Here is a 15,212-nt window from a genome sequence, read left to right on the forward strand (position 1 = left end):
CCAGCGCCCGCCCCTCGGGGCCGCCGAGGCCCGAGCGGAGGTGCGTCGCGCGCGAGCCCAGCACCTCGGGCGTGGCGATGGCGCCGGAGAAGGCCAGATAGGCCCAGACCGTGCCCTCGGGCACGCCCACGGTGAGGGTTTCGCCCGGGTTCAGCCGGTGGCTCTCGCCCGCCAGCACCACGCGCTTGTCGATGCGGATCGGGCAATCGGCGCCCGCCACCGCGAAGCGCACCGGCCGGTCGCAGCGGAAGCTGCCCGCGGGGCCTGCGAATTCCAGCGCCGCGGCGCCGGGCGCATTGCCCACGAGCGCATTGGCGAGCGCCATGGCGGCCCGGTCGATGGGGCCCGCGGGCGAAACGCCCATGTGGCGCAGGCCGAAGCGGCCCGCGTCCTGCACGGTCAGCATGGGGCCTGCGGTCAGGATCTCGAGGCTCATGCGCGGATCTCTTCGGGAGTCACGATCATCTCGCCCGCGGCACTGCGCGCCTCGAGCGCGCGCGCCTCCTCGGGTCCGACGGGATGGAAGCGGATATGGTCGCCTGCGCGGAACAGGAAGGGCTCGGCGCGGGCGGGATCGAAGCTGCGCACCGGCGTCCAGCCGAGGAAGCGCCAGCCCGAGGGCCCGGCGACCGAATTGATGTTGCCCTGCTGGCCGCCGATGCCGACGGCGCCGCGCGGGATGTTCTGGCGCGGCTTCGGCAGGCGGGGCGTGTGCAGGATCTCGGGCTGACCGCCGAGATAGGCGAAGCCCGGCGCGAAGCCGATCATGAAGACGCGGTAATCGGTCCCGGAATGAAGCGCGATCAGCTCTTCGGGCGAGAGGCCCTTCATGCGGGCCATCTCCTGAAGATCCTGCCCCACCTCGCCGCCGTAGAGGCAGGGGATCCGCCAGAGACGTCCGGCCGCCGCCGCCTCGAGCGGCCGGGCGGCGATCTCGAGAAGCCGGGGGCCGAGGTCCTTCGCGCGGATCCGCTCGGGGTCGTAGCGCACGAGAAGCGAGCGGTAGGTCGGCACGATGTCGAGGACGCCCGCGAGGTCGCCGGAGCGCGCCGCCTGCTCGACAGCCGCCGCAAGCGCGATGATGCGGGCATTGGCCTCGGCATCGACGCTTTCGCCGATCTGGACGGTCAGGGCGCTGTCGCCGCAGGGAAGAAGGCTGGGGGTCGTCATCACGGGATCATACTCGTTTCGGGATGATCCGCAGCCGTCGGGGCTGCGGACCTCTGTCAGTTGCCGCGCATCAGGTCCGGCAGGAAGCCGATGATGCCCGGGAAGACCGCGATGAGCAGCACGAAGGCCGCCATGATGAAGAAGAAGGGCATCGTGGCGCGCGTGATGCGTCCCATGCTGTCCCCCGTCAGCCGCTGGATCACCGTGAGGTTGAAGCCCACCGGCGGCGTGATCTGGGCCATCTCGACCACGATCACGAGGAAGATGCCGAACCACACCTTGTCGTAGCCCGCGGCAACGGCCAGCGGCAGCGTGATCGGCAGCGTCATCACGATGATGCCGAGCCCCTCCATGACCGTGCCGAGCAGGACGTAGAAGATCAGCAGCACCACCACGAGCATCAGGGGCGACATGCCCCAGCTCTGGATCTCGGTCGCGATGTAGCGCGGCACGCCGAGATAGCCGATCACGGTCGACAGGAACATCGCCCCGATCATGATGAGGCCGATCATGGCGCAGCTTTCGGCCGCCTGACGCGCGGCGACCAGAAGGCCCCCCAGCGTCAGCGTGCGCTGCGCGAAGCCGATGATCATCGACACGACCACGCCCACGGTGGCGGCCTCGGTCGGCGAGGCGATCCCGCCGTACATCGAGCCGATGACGCCCGCGATGAGGAGAAGGAGCGGCCCCAGATCCTTCAGCGCCACCATCTTCTCGCGGAAGCTGGTGCGGGGCGGCGTCGCGCCCACGAGCGCGGGGTTGAGCCACGAGCGGATCGCGAGATAGCCCATGTAGGAGGCCGCCAGCATCAGCCCCGGCACGATGCCGGCGATGAAGAGCCGCAGGATCGATTCCTCGGCCATCACCCCGTAGATGATCATGATGGTCGAGGGCGGGATCAGGAAGCCGAGCGTCCCCGCCCCGGCGAGGCTGCCCGTCACGAGGTCGCGGTTGTAGCCGCGGTCGATCAGCTCCTTGGCGGTGATGCGCCCCACGGTGGCGGTGGTCGCGGCCGACGAGCCGCAGACCGAGGCGAACATGGTGCAGCCGAGCACGGTCAGGTGCGACAGCCGCCCCGGCACCCGGCGCAGCCAGGGCGAGAGGCCGGTGAACAGCGCCTCGGAGATCTTCGTGCGGAAGAGGATCTCGGCCATCAGGATGAAGAGCGGCAGCGCGAGCAGCTCGGGCGAGACGACGACGTTGTAGGTCTGCTGGGCGAGAAGCTTGAGCCCGGGCATGTTCGGCCGGAAGAGCGCGAGCAGACCCGCGCCGGTGCCGATGAGCCCGAGGCCGATCCAGAGGCCGCTGCCCAGAAGCAGGGTGAGAAGGCCGAGCAGGGTGGCGATGACTTTTCCCATGGACGGCTCCTATTCCAGACCGGGGCCGACGGAGAGTTCCTCGCCGCGCACGAGGCGCAGGATCTGGGCGAGGCACTGCAGGGTGAGGATCGCGGCGCCCGTCGCAAGGGCCGCCTGCGGGTAGACGAGCGGGACGCGGAACGAGGTGGCGGCGGTCGAGCCCCGCTGCGCCGAGAGCCAGGCCATCTCGATCAGGGCCCAGCTCATGTAGGCGCAGATGGCAAGGCCCACGAGGCAGGCCGCGAACTCGAGCGTGCGGCCCACCGCGCGGGGCATCGATTCGAGCAGGGCCGTCACGCGGACATGGCTGCCGCCCTTGAGCGCGCTGCCGCTGGCCAGAAGGAAGCAGGTTCCCATGAAGTAACCCGCCAGATCCCACGAGAAATGGATCGAATAGGCGAGAAGGTTGCGCGAGAAGATCTCGGCGGCCACGAGGACGAGGATACCGAGAAGGCACAGGGCCGCGAGATAGCCGCCCAGATCGGTCACGCCGTCGATCACGGCGAGCGTCCTGCGGAAGCGGGTTGGAGCAAGTGGGGTCATGGAGCTCAACGGTCGACGAGGGGAAGGAGGCGCCGCGTCGCGGAGCCGGAAGGGTGGAATGCGGGCGGGGCCTTCGCCCCGCCGCATCCCTGTCCCGTCAGTTGCGCAGGGTCAGATAGGCGTCGATGATCGGCGCCGCCTCGGGCACCCGGGCCTTGTAGGCATCCCAGAGCGGCAGCGCCTTCTCGAGCAGCGCGGCCGACAGTTCGGGCGACGGGGCCGAGACCTCGACACCGTTCTCCTTCAGGGTGGCGATCTTCTTGTCGTCCTCGGCGCGGCTGTTCAGCCAGAACTGGCCCTCGAGGCTGGCGGCGGTTTCCTCGATCTTCTGCTGGGTCTCGAGCGGCAGCGCGTTCCAGGCATCGAGGTTCACCGACATGATGTTCGACGAGGCCTGCCAGTTGAAGGTGCTCATGTATTTGGTGAATTCCCAGAAGGCACCGTCCACGCCCGACGAGGAGGAGGTCGTTACGCCCTTGATGGTGCCTGCCGCGAGCGACGGCACGACCTCGCCCCAGGGCATCTGGATGGGCGTGGCGCCGAGCGCGCCGAAGAAGTCGTTGCCGTTCGAATCGACCACGCGGATCGTGAGGCCCTTGAGGTCCTCGACCGTGTTGATCGCGTTCGGCGCGAAGACGGCCTGCCCCGGCCACGGCACCATGTAGAGGATCTTCTGGTTCATCCCGGCCGCGACCTCGTCGAGCTTCGGGCGGTAGAACTTGTGCAGAAGCGCGAGGTCCGCCATCGTCGGCGCGAGGAAGGGCAGCGTCTCGATCCCGAGGACCGGGGCCTCGCCCACCTGCTGGTTGAGCAGGATCTCGGCGATCGGCACCAGCCCGTCGCGCACCGCGGCCATGCCTTCCGGACCCTTGATCCCGAGCGCGCCGCCGGAATGGACCGTGATGACCACCTCGCCGTCAGTCGCTTCCTTCACCGCATCCGCGAAGGCCATGGCGTTCTGGGTGTGGAAATTGCCTTCCGGCCAGACGATGGACATGTCCCATTTGGTTTCGGCCCAGGCCGACGTGGCGGCGACCGAGACGGCAAAAGCGGCAGTGGCAGCGATACTTCCCTGTTTCATGATCTCCCTTCCCAGGATTGCTTGGTTGGATTGTTCTTGAGATTTCAGTATACCAACTGTATCCCATTTATGAAGCGGCCCGGCGCGATCTGTCAATCCTCCGGGCCGGACCGCCGAAAGAAACATCCGAAATCTCGGAAAATGCTGAAAAACTTCGCAGGACAGGGCTGGGAATGGTGAAAAGGATCGATCTCAACTGCGACATGGGCGAGAGCTTCGGCGCCTATGTGATCGGCGACGACGCAGGCATGCTGGAGCTGGTGACCTCGGCCAATATCGCCTGCGGATTCCATGCAGGCGACCCGGTCGTGATGCGCCGGACGATCCGCATGGCGAAGGAGAAGGGCGTCTCGGTCGGCGCCCATCCCTCCTTCGCCGATCTCTACGGATTCGGCCGGCGGCGCATCTCGGGCGAGCGGCCCGAGGATCTCGAGACGCAGCTCATCTTCCAGATCGTGGCGATGCAGGGCATGGCCGCGCTCGAGGGCCATCCGATGACCCATGTGAAGACCCATGGCGCGCTCGGCAACATGGCGGCCGTGGATCCCGACCTCGCCGCGCTCTGCGTCCGTGCGATCCGGGCGGTCGATCCGGGCCTCATCTTCGTGACGCTGCCCTATTCCGAGACCTTCCGCGCCGCCGAGAAGGCGGGCCTCCGGGTCGCCTGCGAGATCTATGCCGACCGCAGCTATACGGATGCGGGCGAGCTTACCCCGCGCAGCCAGCCCGGCGCGGTGATCCACGACCCCGAGCAGAGCCTCGCGCAGGTGCTCGAGATGGTGGTGAACGGCCACATTCCCACGACGGGCGGCAAGCGGCTGCCGGTCAGCCCCGACACGCTCTGCATCCATGGCGATACCGCGGGCGCGGTCGCCATCGCCCGCCGCCTGCGCAGCGCCCTCGAAGAGAACGGCATCGCCATCGCGCCGTTCGCCCAAGCCTGAAGGATCCGACCATGACCCGCACCCTCTATCTCAACGGAGCCTGGCTGCCCGAATCGGAGGCCAAGGTCTCGGTCTTCGACCGCGGCTTCCTCATGGCGGACGGCATCTACGAGGTAACCTGCGTGCTCGACGGCAAGCTCGTCGATTATGCGGGCCATGCCGCGCGGCTGCAGCGGTCGGCGCAGGAGCTGGGCATGGCCCTGCCGCTGACCGAGGCGGAACTCCTCGCGGTCCATCGCGAGATCGTGGCGCGCAACGCGCTCGATCAGGGGCTGATCTATCTCCAGCTCACCCGCGGCGTGGCCGAGCGCGATTTCGTCTATCCGCCCGCCGGCACGCCGCCGACGCTCGTGATGTTCACGCAAGCCAAGAACGTGCTCGAGAATGCCGCGGCCGAGGCGGGGATCCGCGTGGCGCTGCTGCCCGACCTGCGCTGGGGTCGGCGCGACATCAAGACGGTGCAGCTTCTCTATCCCTGCATGGCGAAGATGGAGGCCAAGGCCCGCGGCGCCGACGATGCCTGGCTCGTCGAGGACGGGTTCGTGACCGAGGGCAGCGCTGCCACCTCGCATATCGTGACCGCCGAGGGCGTGCTCGTCACCCGAGACCTCTCGCACGCGCTCCTGCCCGGCATCACCCGCGCCTCGGTGCTGGAACTGGCCGCGGCGCATGACGTGCGCGTCGAGGAACGCGCCTTCACCCCGGACGAGGCGCGCGCCGCGCGCGAAGCCTTCATCACCTCGGCCACCAACTTCGTGGTGCCCGTGGTGGCCATCGACGGCGCGACCGTGGGCGACGGCAAGCCCGGCGCGCTGACCCGCGACCTGCGGCGCTTCTACATCGAGACCCGCCGCGCATCGGCAATCTGAGGAGAGAGAGACCATGGCCGAACGGATCAACCGCGACACGCGCGGCGTCTATATCATCGCCGCGACCCCCTTCACGGATCAGGGCGACATCGACCACGACAGCCTCCGCCGCCTCGTCGATTTCTACATCGGCCACGGCGTGACCGGTCTCACCATCCTCGGCATGATGGGCGAGGCGAACAAGATGACCGGCGACGAGCGCCGCGCGGTGATCGACACCGTGCTCGCGCGCACGGGCGACCTGCCGGTGGTGGTGGGCGTCTCGGACGCGGGCCTTGCCAATCTCACCGATCTGGCCTCCTACGCGATGGACGAGGGCGCGGCCGGGGTCATGGTGGCCCCCTCGGCCGGCCCGGCCCGCGAGGACCGGATCGAGGTCTATTTCCATGCCGTCTGCGAGGCGCTCGGGCCCGAGGTGCCGGTCTGCTTCCAGGACTTCCCGCTGGCCACGGGCCTGCCGGTCTCGCCCGCCCTCATCCGCCGCCTCTCGCAGGAGCGTGACCAGATCGTCATGCTCAAGCACGAGGATTGGCCGGGGCTGACCAAGATCACCCAGCTGCGCAAGCAGGAAGAGGCCCCCGGCGTCGCCCGGCTCTCGATCCTCTGCGGCAATGGCGGGCTCTACCTGCCGCAGGAGCTGCAGCGGGGCGCCGACGGCGCCATGACGGGCTTTGCCTATCCCGAGGCGCTGGTCCAGACGGTGGCGCTGCATCACGCGGGCCGCGTGGACGAGGCCGAGGATCTCTTCGACCGCTACATCCCGATCCTGCGCCATGAGCAACAGCCGGGCTTCGGGCTTGCGGTGCGCAAATATGTGCTGATGAAGCGCGGCGCCATCGCCTCGGCCGCCACCCGCGCGCCGGGACCGAAGATGTCGGCCATCGACGCGGCCGAGACCGACCGGCTGATGGCCCGTCTCGAGGCGCGGCTGAAAGGCTGATTGCGGAAGACCGCGGCTCCTCCCACCGCGGTTTCACGGGGCGCGCTCCCCGCCCCGTTCAAGGTCACCCTCGGCGGACGCGCCGGGGGTGATTGCATTTCGGGGGCCAGACCTGGGCGTGCCTGTGCAGGAGAGTCGTGCGCCCGTTGGAACCGGAGGAGGCCGCGACCCCGCCCCGTTCGAGGCCGCCACCCACGAAAGACCCGTTCCTGTGGGCCCGACTCGAGGGCCGGAGCAGGAGGCGCCGCGAAGCGGGATGCGGGCCGACCGAGGCTGCGCCCCACCCTTGTCCAAGGCTGCCGCGCCGGAAGAACGGCGCTTCCGCGGGACCGGACCGGGAGCCGCGCCCCTTGCCCCAAGCAGAAGCTGCCGGTCCGTGCGGCATCGGCCGCGCCCTGGCGGAGGGACTGCCGAAAAAACCGGCACTATAAACAGAGGTTATATTACAACAATCAAGAGAGCCCTCATTTATATTGATGCGGCGGGGCTGCCTGTGGTCAGGATGGGTCACGGCGACAGAACCGAAGAACATTCCGCCCCATCAACAGGAGATCCCATGACCAACCCCCGCTTCGGGGGGCTTGTGGCGCTTGCCTTCATGGCCGCGACCACGCTGCCCGCCCAATCCCAGGTGGCCGAGATCCGCGACAGCTATCGCGTGGCGCTCGACGGCACCTTCGCCCCCCATGCCATGCCGAAACTCTCGGGCGGTGTCGAAGGCTTCAACGTCGATCTGGCCCAGCTCATCGGTGAACGTCTGGGATCCGAGGTGACGGTCGATGCGGCACAATTCTCCGGCCTCATCCCGGCGCTGCAGGCGGGCACCTACGACTTTCTCGTGGCCCCGGTCACGGTGAACCAGGAGCGGTCCGAGAACCTGCTCTTCACCGAGGGCTTCATGGACACGAACTTCGCCTTCGTCGTGCCCGCGGGCTCGGAGAAGCGGGACGGGATCGAGGCCTTCAAGGGGATGACGATCTCGGTCAACCGGGGCTCGGCCTATCACACCTATCTCGACGAACATGCCGCCGAATATGGCTGGACCGTCGTGCCCTTCGGCACCAACACCGATGCCGTCGAGGCGGTGGCCACCGGGCGCGCGGATGCGAACCTGTCGGGCGCGACCGTGGCGGCCTGGGCCGCGCTCCAGAACCCGGCGGTGGATCTTTCCTACGAGATCCAGACCGGCCTCGTCTGGGGGCTGGCCTTCCGGCTGGACGATGCGGCGACCCGCAACCGCGTCGATCTCGTGCTCGAATGCCTGAAGACCGACGGCTCGCTCGCGGCCCTCTCCGAGAAATGGTTCGGCGTGACGCCCGCGGCCGGCACCACCATCGTGACGCCGACGCCGGGCTTCGGCGTGCCGGGGTTCCCCGGCTATCAGGAAGATGCCCACGAGCCCTCCTGCGACTTCTCCTGATCCCTGCCCTGCCCGCCGCCCCGTCCCCGGCGGACGGGGCGGCGCCCCACCCCATCCCATCGGAGCCCGCATGTCCCGACCCATGCTCGAAATCGTCGCGCTCGAGAAAACCTTCGGAGAGCTCAAGGTCCTGCGCGACATCAACCTGCGGGTCGCGACCGGCGAGATGGTCTTCGTCATCGGCCCCTCGGGATCGGGCAAGTCCACCATGCTGCGCTGCTGCAACCGGCTGGAGGAGCCGACCTCGGGTGCGATCCTCATCGACGGCAAGGACATCGTCGGATGCTCCTCCTCGGCGCTGAACCGGATGCGGCTCGAGGTGGGCATGGTGTTTCAGGGCTTCCACCTCTATCCGCACATGACGGTCGTGGCGAATGTGATGCTCGCCCAGATCAAGGCGCTGAAACGGTCGAAGGACGAGGCCCGCGAGCGCGCCCTGGCCATGCTCGACCGCGTGGGCCTGCGTCATCGGGCCGAGACCATGCCCACCCAGCTCTCGGGCGGCCAGCAGCAGCGCGTGGCCATCGCCCGCGCCCTCGCGCTCGATCCCAAGGTCATGCTCTTCGACGAACCCACCTCGGCGCTCGATCCCGAGCTCGTGGGCTCGGTCCTTGCCGTGATGAAGGATCTCAAGGACAGCGGCATGACCATGCTGGTCGTGAGCCACGAGATGGGCTTCGCCCGCGAGGCGGCCGACCGGGTCGTGTTCATGGACGGCGGCCTCGTGGTCGAGGAAGGCCCGCCCGAGGAGATCTTCGCCAACCCGAAGGCCGAGCGGACGCAGGCCTTCCTCTCGCGCGTGCGGGCCTGACGCCATGGACGGGCTCGACCGGTTCCTTGCCACCTTCTTCAACGCGCGCATCTTCGCCCGCTACCTGCCCGACATGCTGGCGGGCGTCTGGACGACGATCTGGCTCGCCGGGGCGGTGATCGCCCTCGGGCTGAGCCTCGGCCTCGCGCTGGCCTGCCTGCGCGCCTACGGCTGGCGCATCGCGAGTTTCTTCATCATCTGCTTCGCCGACATGGGCCGCGCGCTGCCGCCGCTGGTGCTGATCCTCATCATGTATTTCGGGCTGCCGGGCCTCGGGCTGCGGATGCCGGGGCCGCTCGTGCTGATCCTCGTTCTGGGCACGGTGCTTGCGGCCTTCGCCGAAGAGATCTTCTGGGCGGGCCTGACCTCGGTGCCCAAGGGCCAGTGGGAGGCGGGGCGCGCCACGGGGCTCGGCTTCACCCAGACGCTGGTCCAGATCGCCCTGCCGCAGGCCGCGCGCCTCGCGCTGCCGCCGCTTGTGAACCGCGTGCTCGCCATCTCGAAGATGACCGCGCTCGGCTCGGTCATCGGCGTCTCCGAGATCCTGTCCGTGGCCTCGACCGCCCAGAGCTTCACCGGCTCGGCCGCACCGCTGACCATGGGCGCCATCGCCTATGTGATCGTGTTCCTCCCGCTCGTGGTGCTGACGCGCCTGCTCGAGCGGCGCTTCGCCTGGAAGGTCTGAGCCATGCAGGACTTCATCCGCCTGTTCTTCAATCTCGAGGTCATGGCCCAGACGCTGCCGCTGCTGATGCAGGGGCTCTGGATGACGGTGAAGCTCTGCGCGGCCGTCATCGCGCTCGGGCTGGTGGGCGGGCTCTTCCTCGCGCTCGGCGCCCTCTCGCACCGGCGCTGGCTGCGCTGGCCCGCCTTCGCGGTGATCGATTTCCTGCGCGCGCTGCCGCCCCTGGTGCTCCTGATCTTCATCTATTCGGGCCTGCCCTTCGCGGGGCTCGCCATCTCGCCCTTCGCGGCGGTGGCGGTGGCCTTCTTCCTCAACAACTCGGCCTACTATGCCGAGATCTACCGCGCGGGCATCCAGTCGGTGCCCGCAGGCCAAACCGAGGCCGCGCGCGCCTGCGGGCTGACCACCGGCCAGACGCTCGCCCATGTGGTGCTGCCGCAGGCGGTGCGCAACGTGCTGCCGGACCTGCTGTCGAACACGGTCGAGGTGGTCAAGCTCACCTCGCTCGCCTCGGTCGTGTCGCTGGCCGAACTTCTCTACTCGGCGAACATGGCCCGGTCGCTCACCTACAATGCCTCGCCGCTCGTGCTCGCGGCGCTGGTCTATCTCCTGCTGCTCTGGCCGCTGGTGCGGCTCGTCAGTCGCTACCAGCGCCGCCTCGCGGCCTGAGCACCCCCTTTCACCACTTACCTTCAGGGAAGAGACAGATGCGCAAGATGATCGTTGGCGGGGCCCAGATGGGGCCGATCCAGCAGGCCGACAGCCGCGAGACGGTGGTGGCCCGGATGATGGAGCTGATGCGCAAGGCCCATGCCGAGGGCGTGAAGATGCTCGTCTACCCCGAGCTTGCCCTCACCACCTTCTTCCCGCGCTGGTATGCCGAGGACCGCGCCGAGATGGACCGCTGGTTCGAGAGCGAGATGCCGAACGGGGCCACGCAGCCCCTGTTCGATCTGGCGCGCGAGATGGGCATGGCCTTCACCTTCGGCTTTGCCGAGCTGACGCCCGACGGGCACCATTTCAACACCTCGATCCTGACCGATGCGCAGGCCAACATCGTGGGCACCTACCGCAAGATCCATCTGCCCGGCCATGTGGAGTTCGACCCCGAGCGCACCCACCAGCATCTCGAGAAGCGCTATTTCGAGCCGGGCGACCTCGGCTTCAACGTCTGGCGCAACGAGGGCGTGGTCATGGGCATGGCGATCTGCAACGATCGCCGCTGGCCGGAAACCTATCGCGAGCTGGGGCTGCAGGGCGTGGAACTCGTGACCATCGGCTACAACACGCCGTCCGTGAACAGCCAGAAGGGTGCCGAGGGGCTGCGCCAGCGGCTGTTCCACTCGGATCTGTCGATGCAGGCCGGGGCCTACCAGAACTCGACCTATGTCGTGGGCGTGGCCAAGGCCGGCACCGAGGACGGGCATCACCTGATGGGCGGCTCGATCATCGTCGATCCCGACGGCGAGGTGATCGCCCGCGCCGAGACCGAGGGCGACGAGCTGATCTTCGCCGAATGCGACTTCGACCGCTGCCCCTTCGGCAAGGCCACCGTCTTCGACTTCGCCCGCCACCGGCGGATCGAGCATTATCAGCGCATCGGCCGGCAGACCGGCGTGATCGTCCCGGTCTGAGGAGAAGGCGGCATGGAGTTCGATACGGTCATCCACGGCGGCACCATCGTCACGCCGACCGAAAGCTGGCAGGGCGATCTGGGCCTCGTGGGGGGCCGGATCGCGGCTCTGGCCGAGCGGCTGCCCGGCGGCGCGCGCCGGATCGACGCCACCGGGCGGCTCGTCCTGCCCGGCGGCATCGAGGCGCACGCCCATATCGCGCAGGAAAGCTCCTCGGGGCTGATGAGCGCGGACGATTATTACACGGGCTCGGTCTCGGCGGCCTTCGGCGGCAACTCGAGCTTCATCCCCTTCGCGGCCCAGCACCGCGGCCAGTCGGTGGATGCGGTGATCGAGACCTACGACAGCCGGGCGGCACCGAATTCGGTGCTCGACTATTCCTACCATCTCATCATCTCGGACCCCAACGAGAAGGTCCTGACCGAGGAGCTGCCGCGCGCCTTCGCCCGCGGCATCACCTCGTTCAAGGTCTTCATGACCTACGACCTGATGAACCTCGGCGACCGCGGGATGCTCGACATCCTGACCGTCGCCCGCCGTCACGGCGCCCTCACCATGGTCCATGCCGAGAACAACGACATGGTGAAATGGATGAACGCGCGCCTCGCCGCAGCGGGGCTCACGGCGCCGAAATATCACGCGATCTCGCGCCCGGCGCTGGCCGAGGCCGAGGCGATCAACCGCGCGATCTCGCTCGCCCGGCTGGTGGGGGCGGGGCTCTTCATCGTGCATGTCTCGACGCCCGAGGGGGCGGATCTCGTGGCCCGCGCGCAGGCCTGCGGTCTTCCGATCCATGCCGAGACCTGCCCGCAATATCTGGCCTTCACCCGCGCCGACCTCCACCGGCCCGGGATGGAGGGGGCCAAATACATCTGCTCGCCCCCCCTGCGCGATGCGGCGACGCAGGCCGCGCTCTGGCGCCACGCCCGGCGCGGCACCTTCGAGAGCGTGTCCTCGGACCATGCCCCCTATCGGTTCGACGCCAGCGGCAAGTTCGCGAACGGGGCGCAGCCCGCCTACCCCGCCATCGCGAACGGCCTGCCCGGCATCGCCATGCGCCTGCCCTATCTCTTTTCCGAAGGGGTCGCGGCGGGGCGGATCAGCCTCCAGCAGTTCGCGGCCCTTTCCTCCTCGAACGCCGCGCGCCTTTTCGGGATGGAGCGCAAGGGCGCGCTGCTGCCGGGGTATGACGCTGACATCGCGATCTGGAACCCCGAGGAAACGCGCGAGGTCACGCTCGCCGATCAGCACGATGCGATGGATTACACGCCCTTCGAGGGGATGCGCCTCACCGGCTGGCCTGAACATGTGCTGAGCCGCGGCGAGACGGTGGTCGAGGCGGGCGAGCTGAAGGCCGCCCGCGGGCGCGGCCGCTTCGTGGCGCGCGCCCCCTACCGCCCCGATCCCAATGCGCCGGTCGAGCCCGAGCTGGACCCCGCGCTCAACTTCGGCGCGGAGATCCGGCCGTGAAGCGCATCCTCGTCATCAACCCCAACTCCTCGACCGCCGTCACCGAGGGGCTGCGCGAGGCGCTGGCCCCCTTCGAGGGACCCGTCCGTTTCGACTGTATCGAGATCGCCGAGAGCCCGGCCACGATCTTCACCGAAGAGGATGTGGCGCGCGCGGGCCTCGGCGTCGCCGAGCGCATCCGCCAGGACCCCGGGGCCGACGGCTATATCATCGCCTGCTTCTCGGATCCGGGGCTCGATCTCGCCCGCTCGATCACCGCGAAACCGGTTTTCGGCTGTCAGGAGGCCGGGATCCTCACCGCGATGGCCCGCGCCGACCGTTTCGCCATCGTGGCGCTGGGGCCGGCCTCGGTCGCGCGCCACATGCGCAGGATGCGCGCCATGGGCGTTCTGGGCCGGCTCGCGGGCGAGCTCGATCTGGGCGGGGTCAGCGCCGAGGATGCGGGGCGCTCGGATGCGGTCTATGCCTGCACGCTGGCGGTGGGGCAGGAGCTCGTGCGGATGGGCGCCGGTGCGCTGGTGCCCGGCTGCGCGGGCTTTGCCCCCCGCCGCGCCCAGCTCGAGCGCGACCTCGGCATCGCGGTCGTCGATCCGGTGCTGGCCGCCGCGGGCATGGCGATGGGCGCGGTGCTGGCGTGACCGGCGGGCGGACGGCGCCCGAGATCTCGCTGCGGCTCCTCGAGATCTTTGCGGCCATGATGCGCGCCGGCACCACGGTCGAGGCGGCCGAGATGCTGGGCGTGTCGCAGCCTGCGGTCTCGGCCGGCCTCAAGCAGCTCGAGACCCAGCTCGGCATCGTGCTGTTCGAGCGCGCCTCGCGCCGCATGATGCCCACGGCCGAGGCGCGCGAGCTTTTCGCCGAGATCCGGCCGATGTTCTCGATGCTGCGCAGCTTCACCCAGACCGCCCGCGACATCCGCGAGGGGCTGAGCGGGCGGCTGCGGATCATCAGCACCCCACCCATCGGCCACACCCTCGCCCCCCGCGCGCTGGTCGAGTTCCTGCGCGAGCGCCCCGGCGTCTCGGTGGCCTTCGACGTGCGCCGCCTCGAGCATGTGATCGACGCGGTGCAGAGCGGCAGCGCCGATCTGGGCCTCGCGCTCAGCATGGACCGCTATACGGCGCTCAATTCCGAGGTGCTGCACGAGACGCATATGGTGGCGCTCGTGGAGGCGGCGGGGCCGCTTGCCGCGCAGACGCAGGTCACGGCCGAAGACCTTGCCGCGCATCCGTTCGTGGGGATCGAGGGCGACTCGAAGCTCGGCGGCCTCGTCCGCTCGGCCTTCCTGCAGAGCGGCTTGGGCTACCTGCCCCAGATCGAGGTCCGCTACGTCTCGACCGCGGCCGAGCTCGTGAACCACGGGCTCGGCAATGCGGTGGTCGATCCCTTCACCGCCCATTACCACGCCCGGCCCGGCATCGCGATCCGGCCCTTCGTGCCGGCCTGCATGACCCGCGTCGTGCTGCTCACCCGCCGCGGCGTGCCGCGCAGCCAGCTCGCCCATGCCTTCGCCGCGACGCTGAAACCGATTTTCGCCGAACCGCTCCGGAGGATCCACGCATGATGCTCGACCTGGGGTCGCTGCCGCCCGCCACCCGCTACAAGCTGCTGACCGCCATCGTCCTGCCGCGCCCGGTGGCCTGGGTCACGACGCAGAGCCCCGGGGGCGTGGTCAATGCGGCGCCCTTCTCCTTCTTCAACCTCTTCGGCCAGAACCCGGCCCTCGTGGTGCTGGGGCTCGAACATCGCGCGGACGGCTCGATGAAGGACACGACGCGCAACATCCGCGAGACGGGCGAGTTCGTCGTGAACATCGTGACCGAGGATCTGGTGGCGCCCATGGTGGCGAGCGCTGCCCCCGTGGGCCCCGGCACGAGCGAGCCCGAGGCGCTGGGGCTGGCGCTCGCCCCGTCCCTGACCGTGGGCCCGCCGCGGCTGGCCGCCGCGCCCGCCGCCATCGAATGCCGCCGCACGGTCGGGCTCTCCTTCAGCGCCGAGCGCGAGATCCTCGTGGGCGAGGCCACGGGGCTGGCCGCCCGCGACGGGTTGATCGACCCCGAGAAATGGTATGTGGACTGGCAGGGCGACTATCCGGTGGCCCGGCTCTTCGCCGACCGCTACGCCCGTCTGGTCGAGATCGACCGCCATGCGATCCCCGCCGCGATCTAGCACCGCCATCGGCCCTGCCTAAGCGCAGGCGAGGAGATGCGGCCTCGCGCGGCGCCCGACCGGATGCTCGATCCGGCCGGACGGGGGGCGCTGCGCGCCGCAGGCGCGTCAACGGCCG

At 69.1% G+C, this 15,212-nt stretch carries 17 protein-coding genes; 12 read left to right on the top strand and 5 right to left on the bottom strand.

What is annotated here, in order from left to right; all coding sequences use genetic code 11:
* The 5 genes from A9O63_RS06765 to A9O63_RS06785 all read right to left on the bottom strand — a co-directional run.
* A partial coding sequence (locus A9O63_RS06765) for a 5-oxoprolinase subunit C family protein (protein WP_412841973.1) occupies positions 1–436 on the bottom strand: 436 nt, incomplete at its 3' end.
* On the bottom strand, positions 433–1,170 hold the full coding sequence (gene pxpB, locus A9O63_RS06770) for a 5-oxoprolinase subunit PxpB (RefSeq protein WP_069331241.1): 738 nt from the start codon (positions 1,168–1,170) through the stop codon (positions 433–435). The genes pxpB and A9O63_RS06765, both read right to left, overlap by 4 nt.
* Before the next feature lie 56 nt (positions 1,171–1,226).
* Positions 1,227–2,528 (bottom strand): TRAP transporter large permease, encoded by a 1,302-nt coding sequence (locus A9O63_RS06775; RefSeq protein WP_069331242.1) that lies wholly within the window; start codon positions 2,526–2,528, stop codon positions 1,227–1,229.
* A 9-nt stretch (positions 2,529–2,537) separates the two neighbouring features.
* Positions 2,538–3,071: a TRAP transporter small permease subunit gene (locus A9O63_RS06780; protein ID WP_080517692.1), complete on the bottom strand. Its 534-nt coding sequence runs from the start codon at positions 3,069–3,071 to the stop codon at positions 2,538–2,540.
* A 97-nt stretch (positions 3,072–3,168) separates the two neighbouring features.
* On the bottom strand, positions 3,169–4,152 hold the full coding sequence (locus A9O63_RS06785; RefSeq protein ID WP_069331243.1) for a TRAP transporter substrate-binding protein: 984 nt from the start codon (positions 4,150–4,152) through the stop codon (positions 3,169–3,171).
* A gap of 173 nt (positions 4,153–4,325) precedes the next feature.
* Here A9O63_RS06785 and A9O63_RS06790 point away from each other — a divergent pair, with 173 nt between their 5' ends.
* The 12 genes from A9O63_RS06790 (at position 4,326) to A9O63_RS06845 (ending at position 15,094) form a co-directional block, all read left to right on the top strand.
* The gene (locus A9O63_RS06790; RefSeq protein WP_069331244.1) at positions 4,326–5,096 is read left to right on the top strand and encodes a LamB/YcsF family protein; all 771 of its coding nucleotides are present in this window, start codon (positions 4,326–4,328) and stop codon (positions 5,094–5,096) included.
* An 11-nt stretch (positions 5,097–5,107) separates the two neighbouring features.
* Positions 5,108–5,965, top strand: a complete 858-nt coding sequence (locus tag A9O63_RS06795) for a D-amino-acid transaminase (protein WP_069331245.1) — start codon at positions 5,108–5,110, stop codon at positions 5,963–5,965.
* 13 nt (positions 5,966–5,978) lie between these two features.
* Positions 5,979–6,905: a dihydrodipicolinate synthase family protein gene (locus A9O63_RS06800; RefSeq protein ID WP_069331246.1), complete on the top strand. Its 927-nt coding sequence runs from the start codon at positions 5,979–5,981 to the stop codon at positions 6,903–6,905.
* Positions 6,906–7,461: 556 nt separating this feature from the next.
* Positions 7,462–8,325, top strand: a complete 864-nt coding sequence (locus A9O63_RS06805; RefSeq protein ID WP_069331247.1) for a transporter substrate-binding domain-containing protein — start codon at positions 7,462–7,464, stop codon at positions 8,323–8,325.
* A 70-nt stretch (positions 8,326–8,395) separates the two neighbouring features.
* On the top strand, positions 8,396–9,136 hold the full coding sequence (locus A9O63_RS06810; protein WP_011339329.1) for an amino acid ABC transporter ATP-binding protein: 741 nt from the start codon (positions 8,396–8,398) through the stop codon (positions 9,134–9,136).
* Between the two features lie 4 nt (positions 9,137–9,140).
* A complete protein-coding gene (locus A9O63_RS06815) occupies positions 9,141–9,821 on the top strand; it encodes an amino acid ABC transporter permease (RefSeq protein ID WP_069331248.1) in 681 nt (226 codons plus the stop codon).
* 3 nt (positions 9,822–9,824) lie between these two features.
* Positions 9,825–10,490: an amino acid ABC transporter permease gene (locus tag A9O63_RS06820; RefSeq protein ID WP_069331249.1), complete on the top strand. Its 666-nt coding sequence runs from the start codon at positions 9,825–9,827 to the stop codon at positions 10,488–10,490.
* A 38-nt stretch (positions 10,491–10,528) separates the two neighbouring features.
* A complete protein-coding gene (locus A9O63_RS06825; RefSeq protein WP_069331250.1) occupies positions 10,529–11,455 on the top strand; it encodes an N-carbamoyl-D-amino-acid hydrolase in 927 nt (308 codons plus the stop codon).
* A gap of 12 nt (positions 11,456–11,467) precedes the next feature.
* Positions 11,468–12,925, top strand: coding sequence for a dihydropyrimidinase (hydA, locus tag A9O63_RS06830; protein WP_069331251.1), 1,458 nt, complete (start codon positions 11,468–11,470; stop codon positions 12,923–12,925).
* Positions 12,922–13,563: an aspartate/glutamate racemase family protein gene (locus A9O63_RS06835; protein WP_069331252.1), complete on the top strand. Its 642-nt coding sequence runs from the start codon at positions 12,922–12,924 to the stop codon at positions 13,561–13,563. Before hydA ends, A9O63_RS06835 begins: the two co-directional genes overlap by 4 nt.
* Entirely contained in the window at positions 13,560–14,489 is a 930-nt protein-coding gene (locus A9O63_RS06840) for a LysR family transcriptional regulator (protein WP_069331253.1), read from the top strand. Before A9O63_RS06835 ends, A9O63_RS06840 begins: the two co-directional genes overlap by 4 nt.
* Positions 14,486–15,094: a flavin reductase family protein gene (locus A9O63_RS06845; RefSeq protein WP_069331254.1), complete on the top strand. Its 609-nt coding sequence runs from the start codon at positions 14,486–14,488 to the stop codon at positions 15,092–15,094. The genes A9O63_RS06840 and A9O63_RS06845 overlap by 4 nt, the downstream gene beginning before the upstream one ends.
* Positions 15,095–15,212 lie beyond the last annotated feature (118 nt).

Origin of the sequence: Cereibacter johrii (genome assembly GCF_001720585.1) — a bacterium.
Lineage (GTDB): Bacteria > Pseudomonadota > Alphaproteobacteria > Rhodobacterales > Rhodobacteraceae > Cereibacter_A > Cereibacter_A johrii.

Coding starts and splice junctions, on each gene's coding strand:
- pxpB (WP_069331241.1), bottom strand. CDS start 1,170: ATGACGACCCCCAGCCTTCTTCCCTGCGGCGACAGCGCCCTGACCGTC.
- A9O63_RS06775 (WP_069331242.1), bottom strand. CDS start 2,528: ATGGGAAAAGTCATCGCCACCCTGCTCGGCCTTCTCACCCTGCTTCTG.
- A9O63_RS06780 (WP_080517692.1), bottom strand. CDS start 3,071: ATGACCCCACTTGCTCCAACCCGCTTCCGCAGGACGCTCGCCGTGATC.
- A9O63_RS06785 (WP_069331243.1), bottom strand. CDS start 4,152: ATGAAACAGGGAAGTATCGCTGCCACTGCCGCTTTTGCCGTCTCGGTC.
- A9O63_RS06790 (WP_069331244.1), top strand. CDS start 4,326: ATGGTGAAAAGGATCGATCTCAACTGCGACATGGGCGAGAGCTTCGGC.
- A9O63_RS06795 (WP_069331245.1), top strand. CDS start 5,108: ATGACCCGCACCCTCTATCTCAACGGAGCCTGGCTGCCCGAATCGGAG.
- A9O63_RS06800 (WP_069331246.1), top strand. CDS start 5,979: ATGGCCGAACGGATCAACCGCGACACGCGCGGCGTCTATATCATCGCC.
- A9O63_RS06805 (WP_069331247.1), top strand. CDS start 7,462: ATGACCAACCCCCGCTTCGGGGGGCTTGTGGCGCTTGCCTTCATGGCC.
- A9O63_RS06810 (WP_011339329.1), top strand. CDS start 8,396: ATGTCCCGACCCATGCTCGAAATCGTCGCGCTCGAGAAAACCTTCGGA.
- A9O63_RS06815 (WP_069331248.1), top strand. CDS start 9,141: ATGGACGGGCTCGACCGGTTCCTTGCCACCTTCTTCAACGCGCGCATC.
- A9O63_RS06820 (WP_069331249.1), top strand. CDS start 9,825: ATGCAGGACTTCATCCGCCTGTTCTTCAATCTCGAGGTCATGGCCCAG.
- A9O63_RS06825 (WP_069331250.1), top strand. CDS start 10,529: ATGCGCAAGATGATCGTTGGCGGGGCCCAGATGGGGCCGATCCAGCAG.
- hydA (WP_069331251.1), top strand. CDS start 11,468: ATGGAGTTCGATACGGTCATCCACGGCGGCACCATCGTCACGCCGACC.
- A9O63_RS06845 (WP_069331254.1), top strand. CDS start 14,486: ATGATGCTCGACCTGGGGTCGCTGCCGCCCGCCACCCGCTACAAGCTG.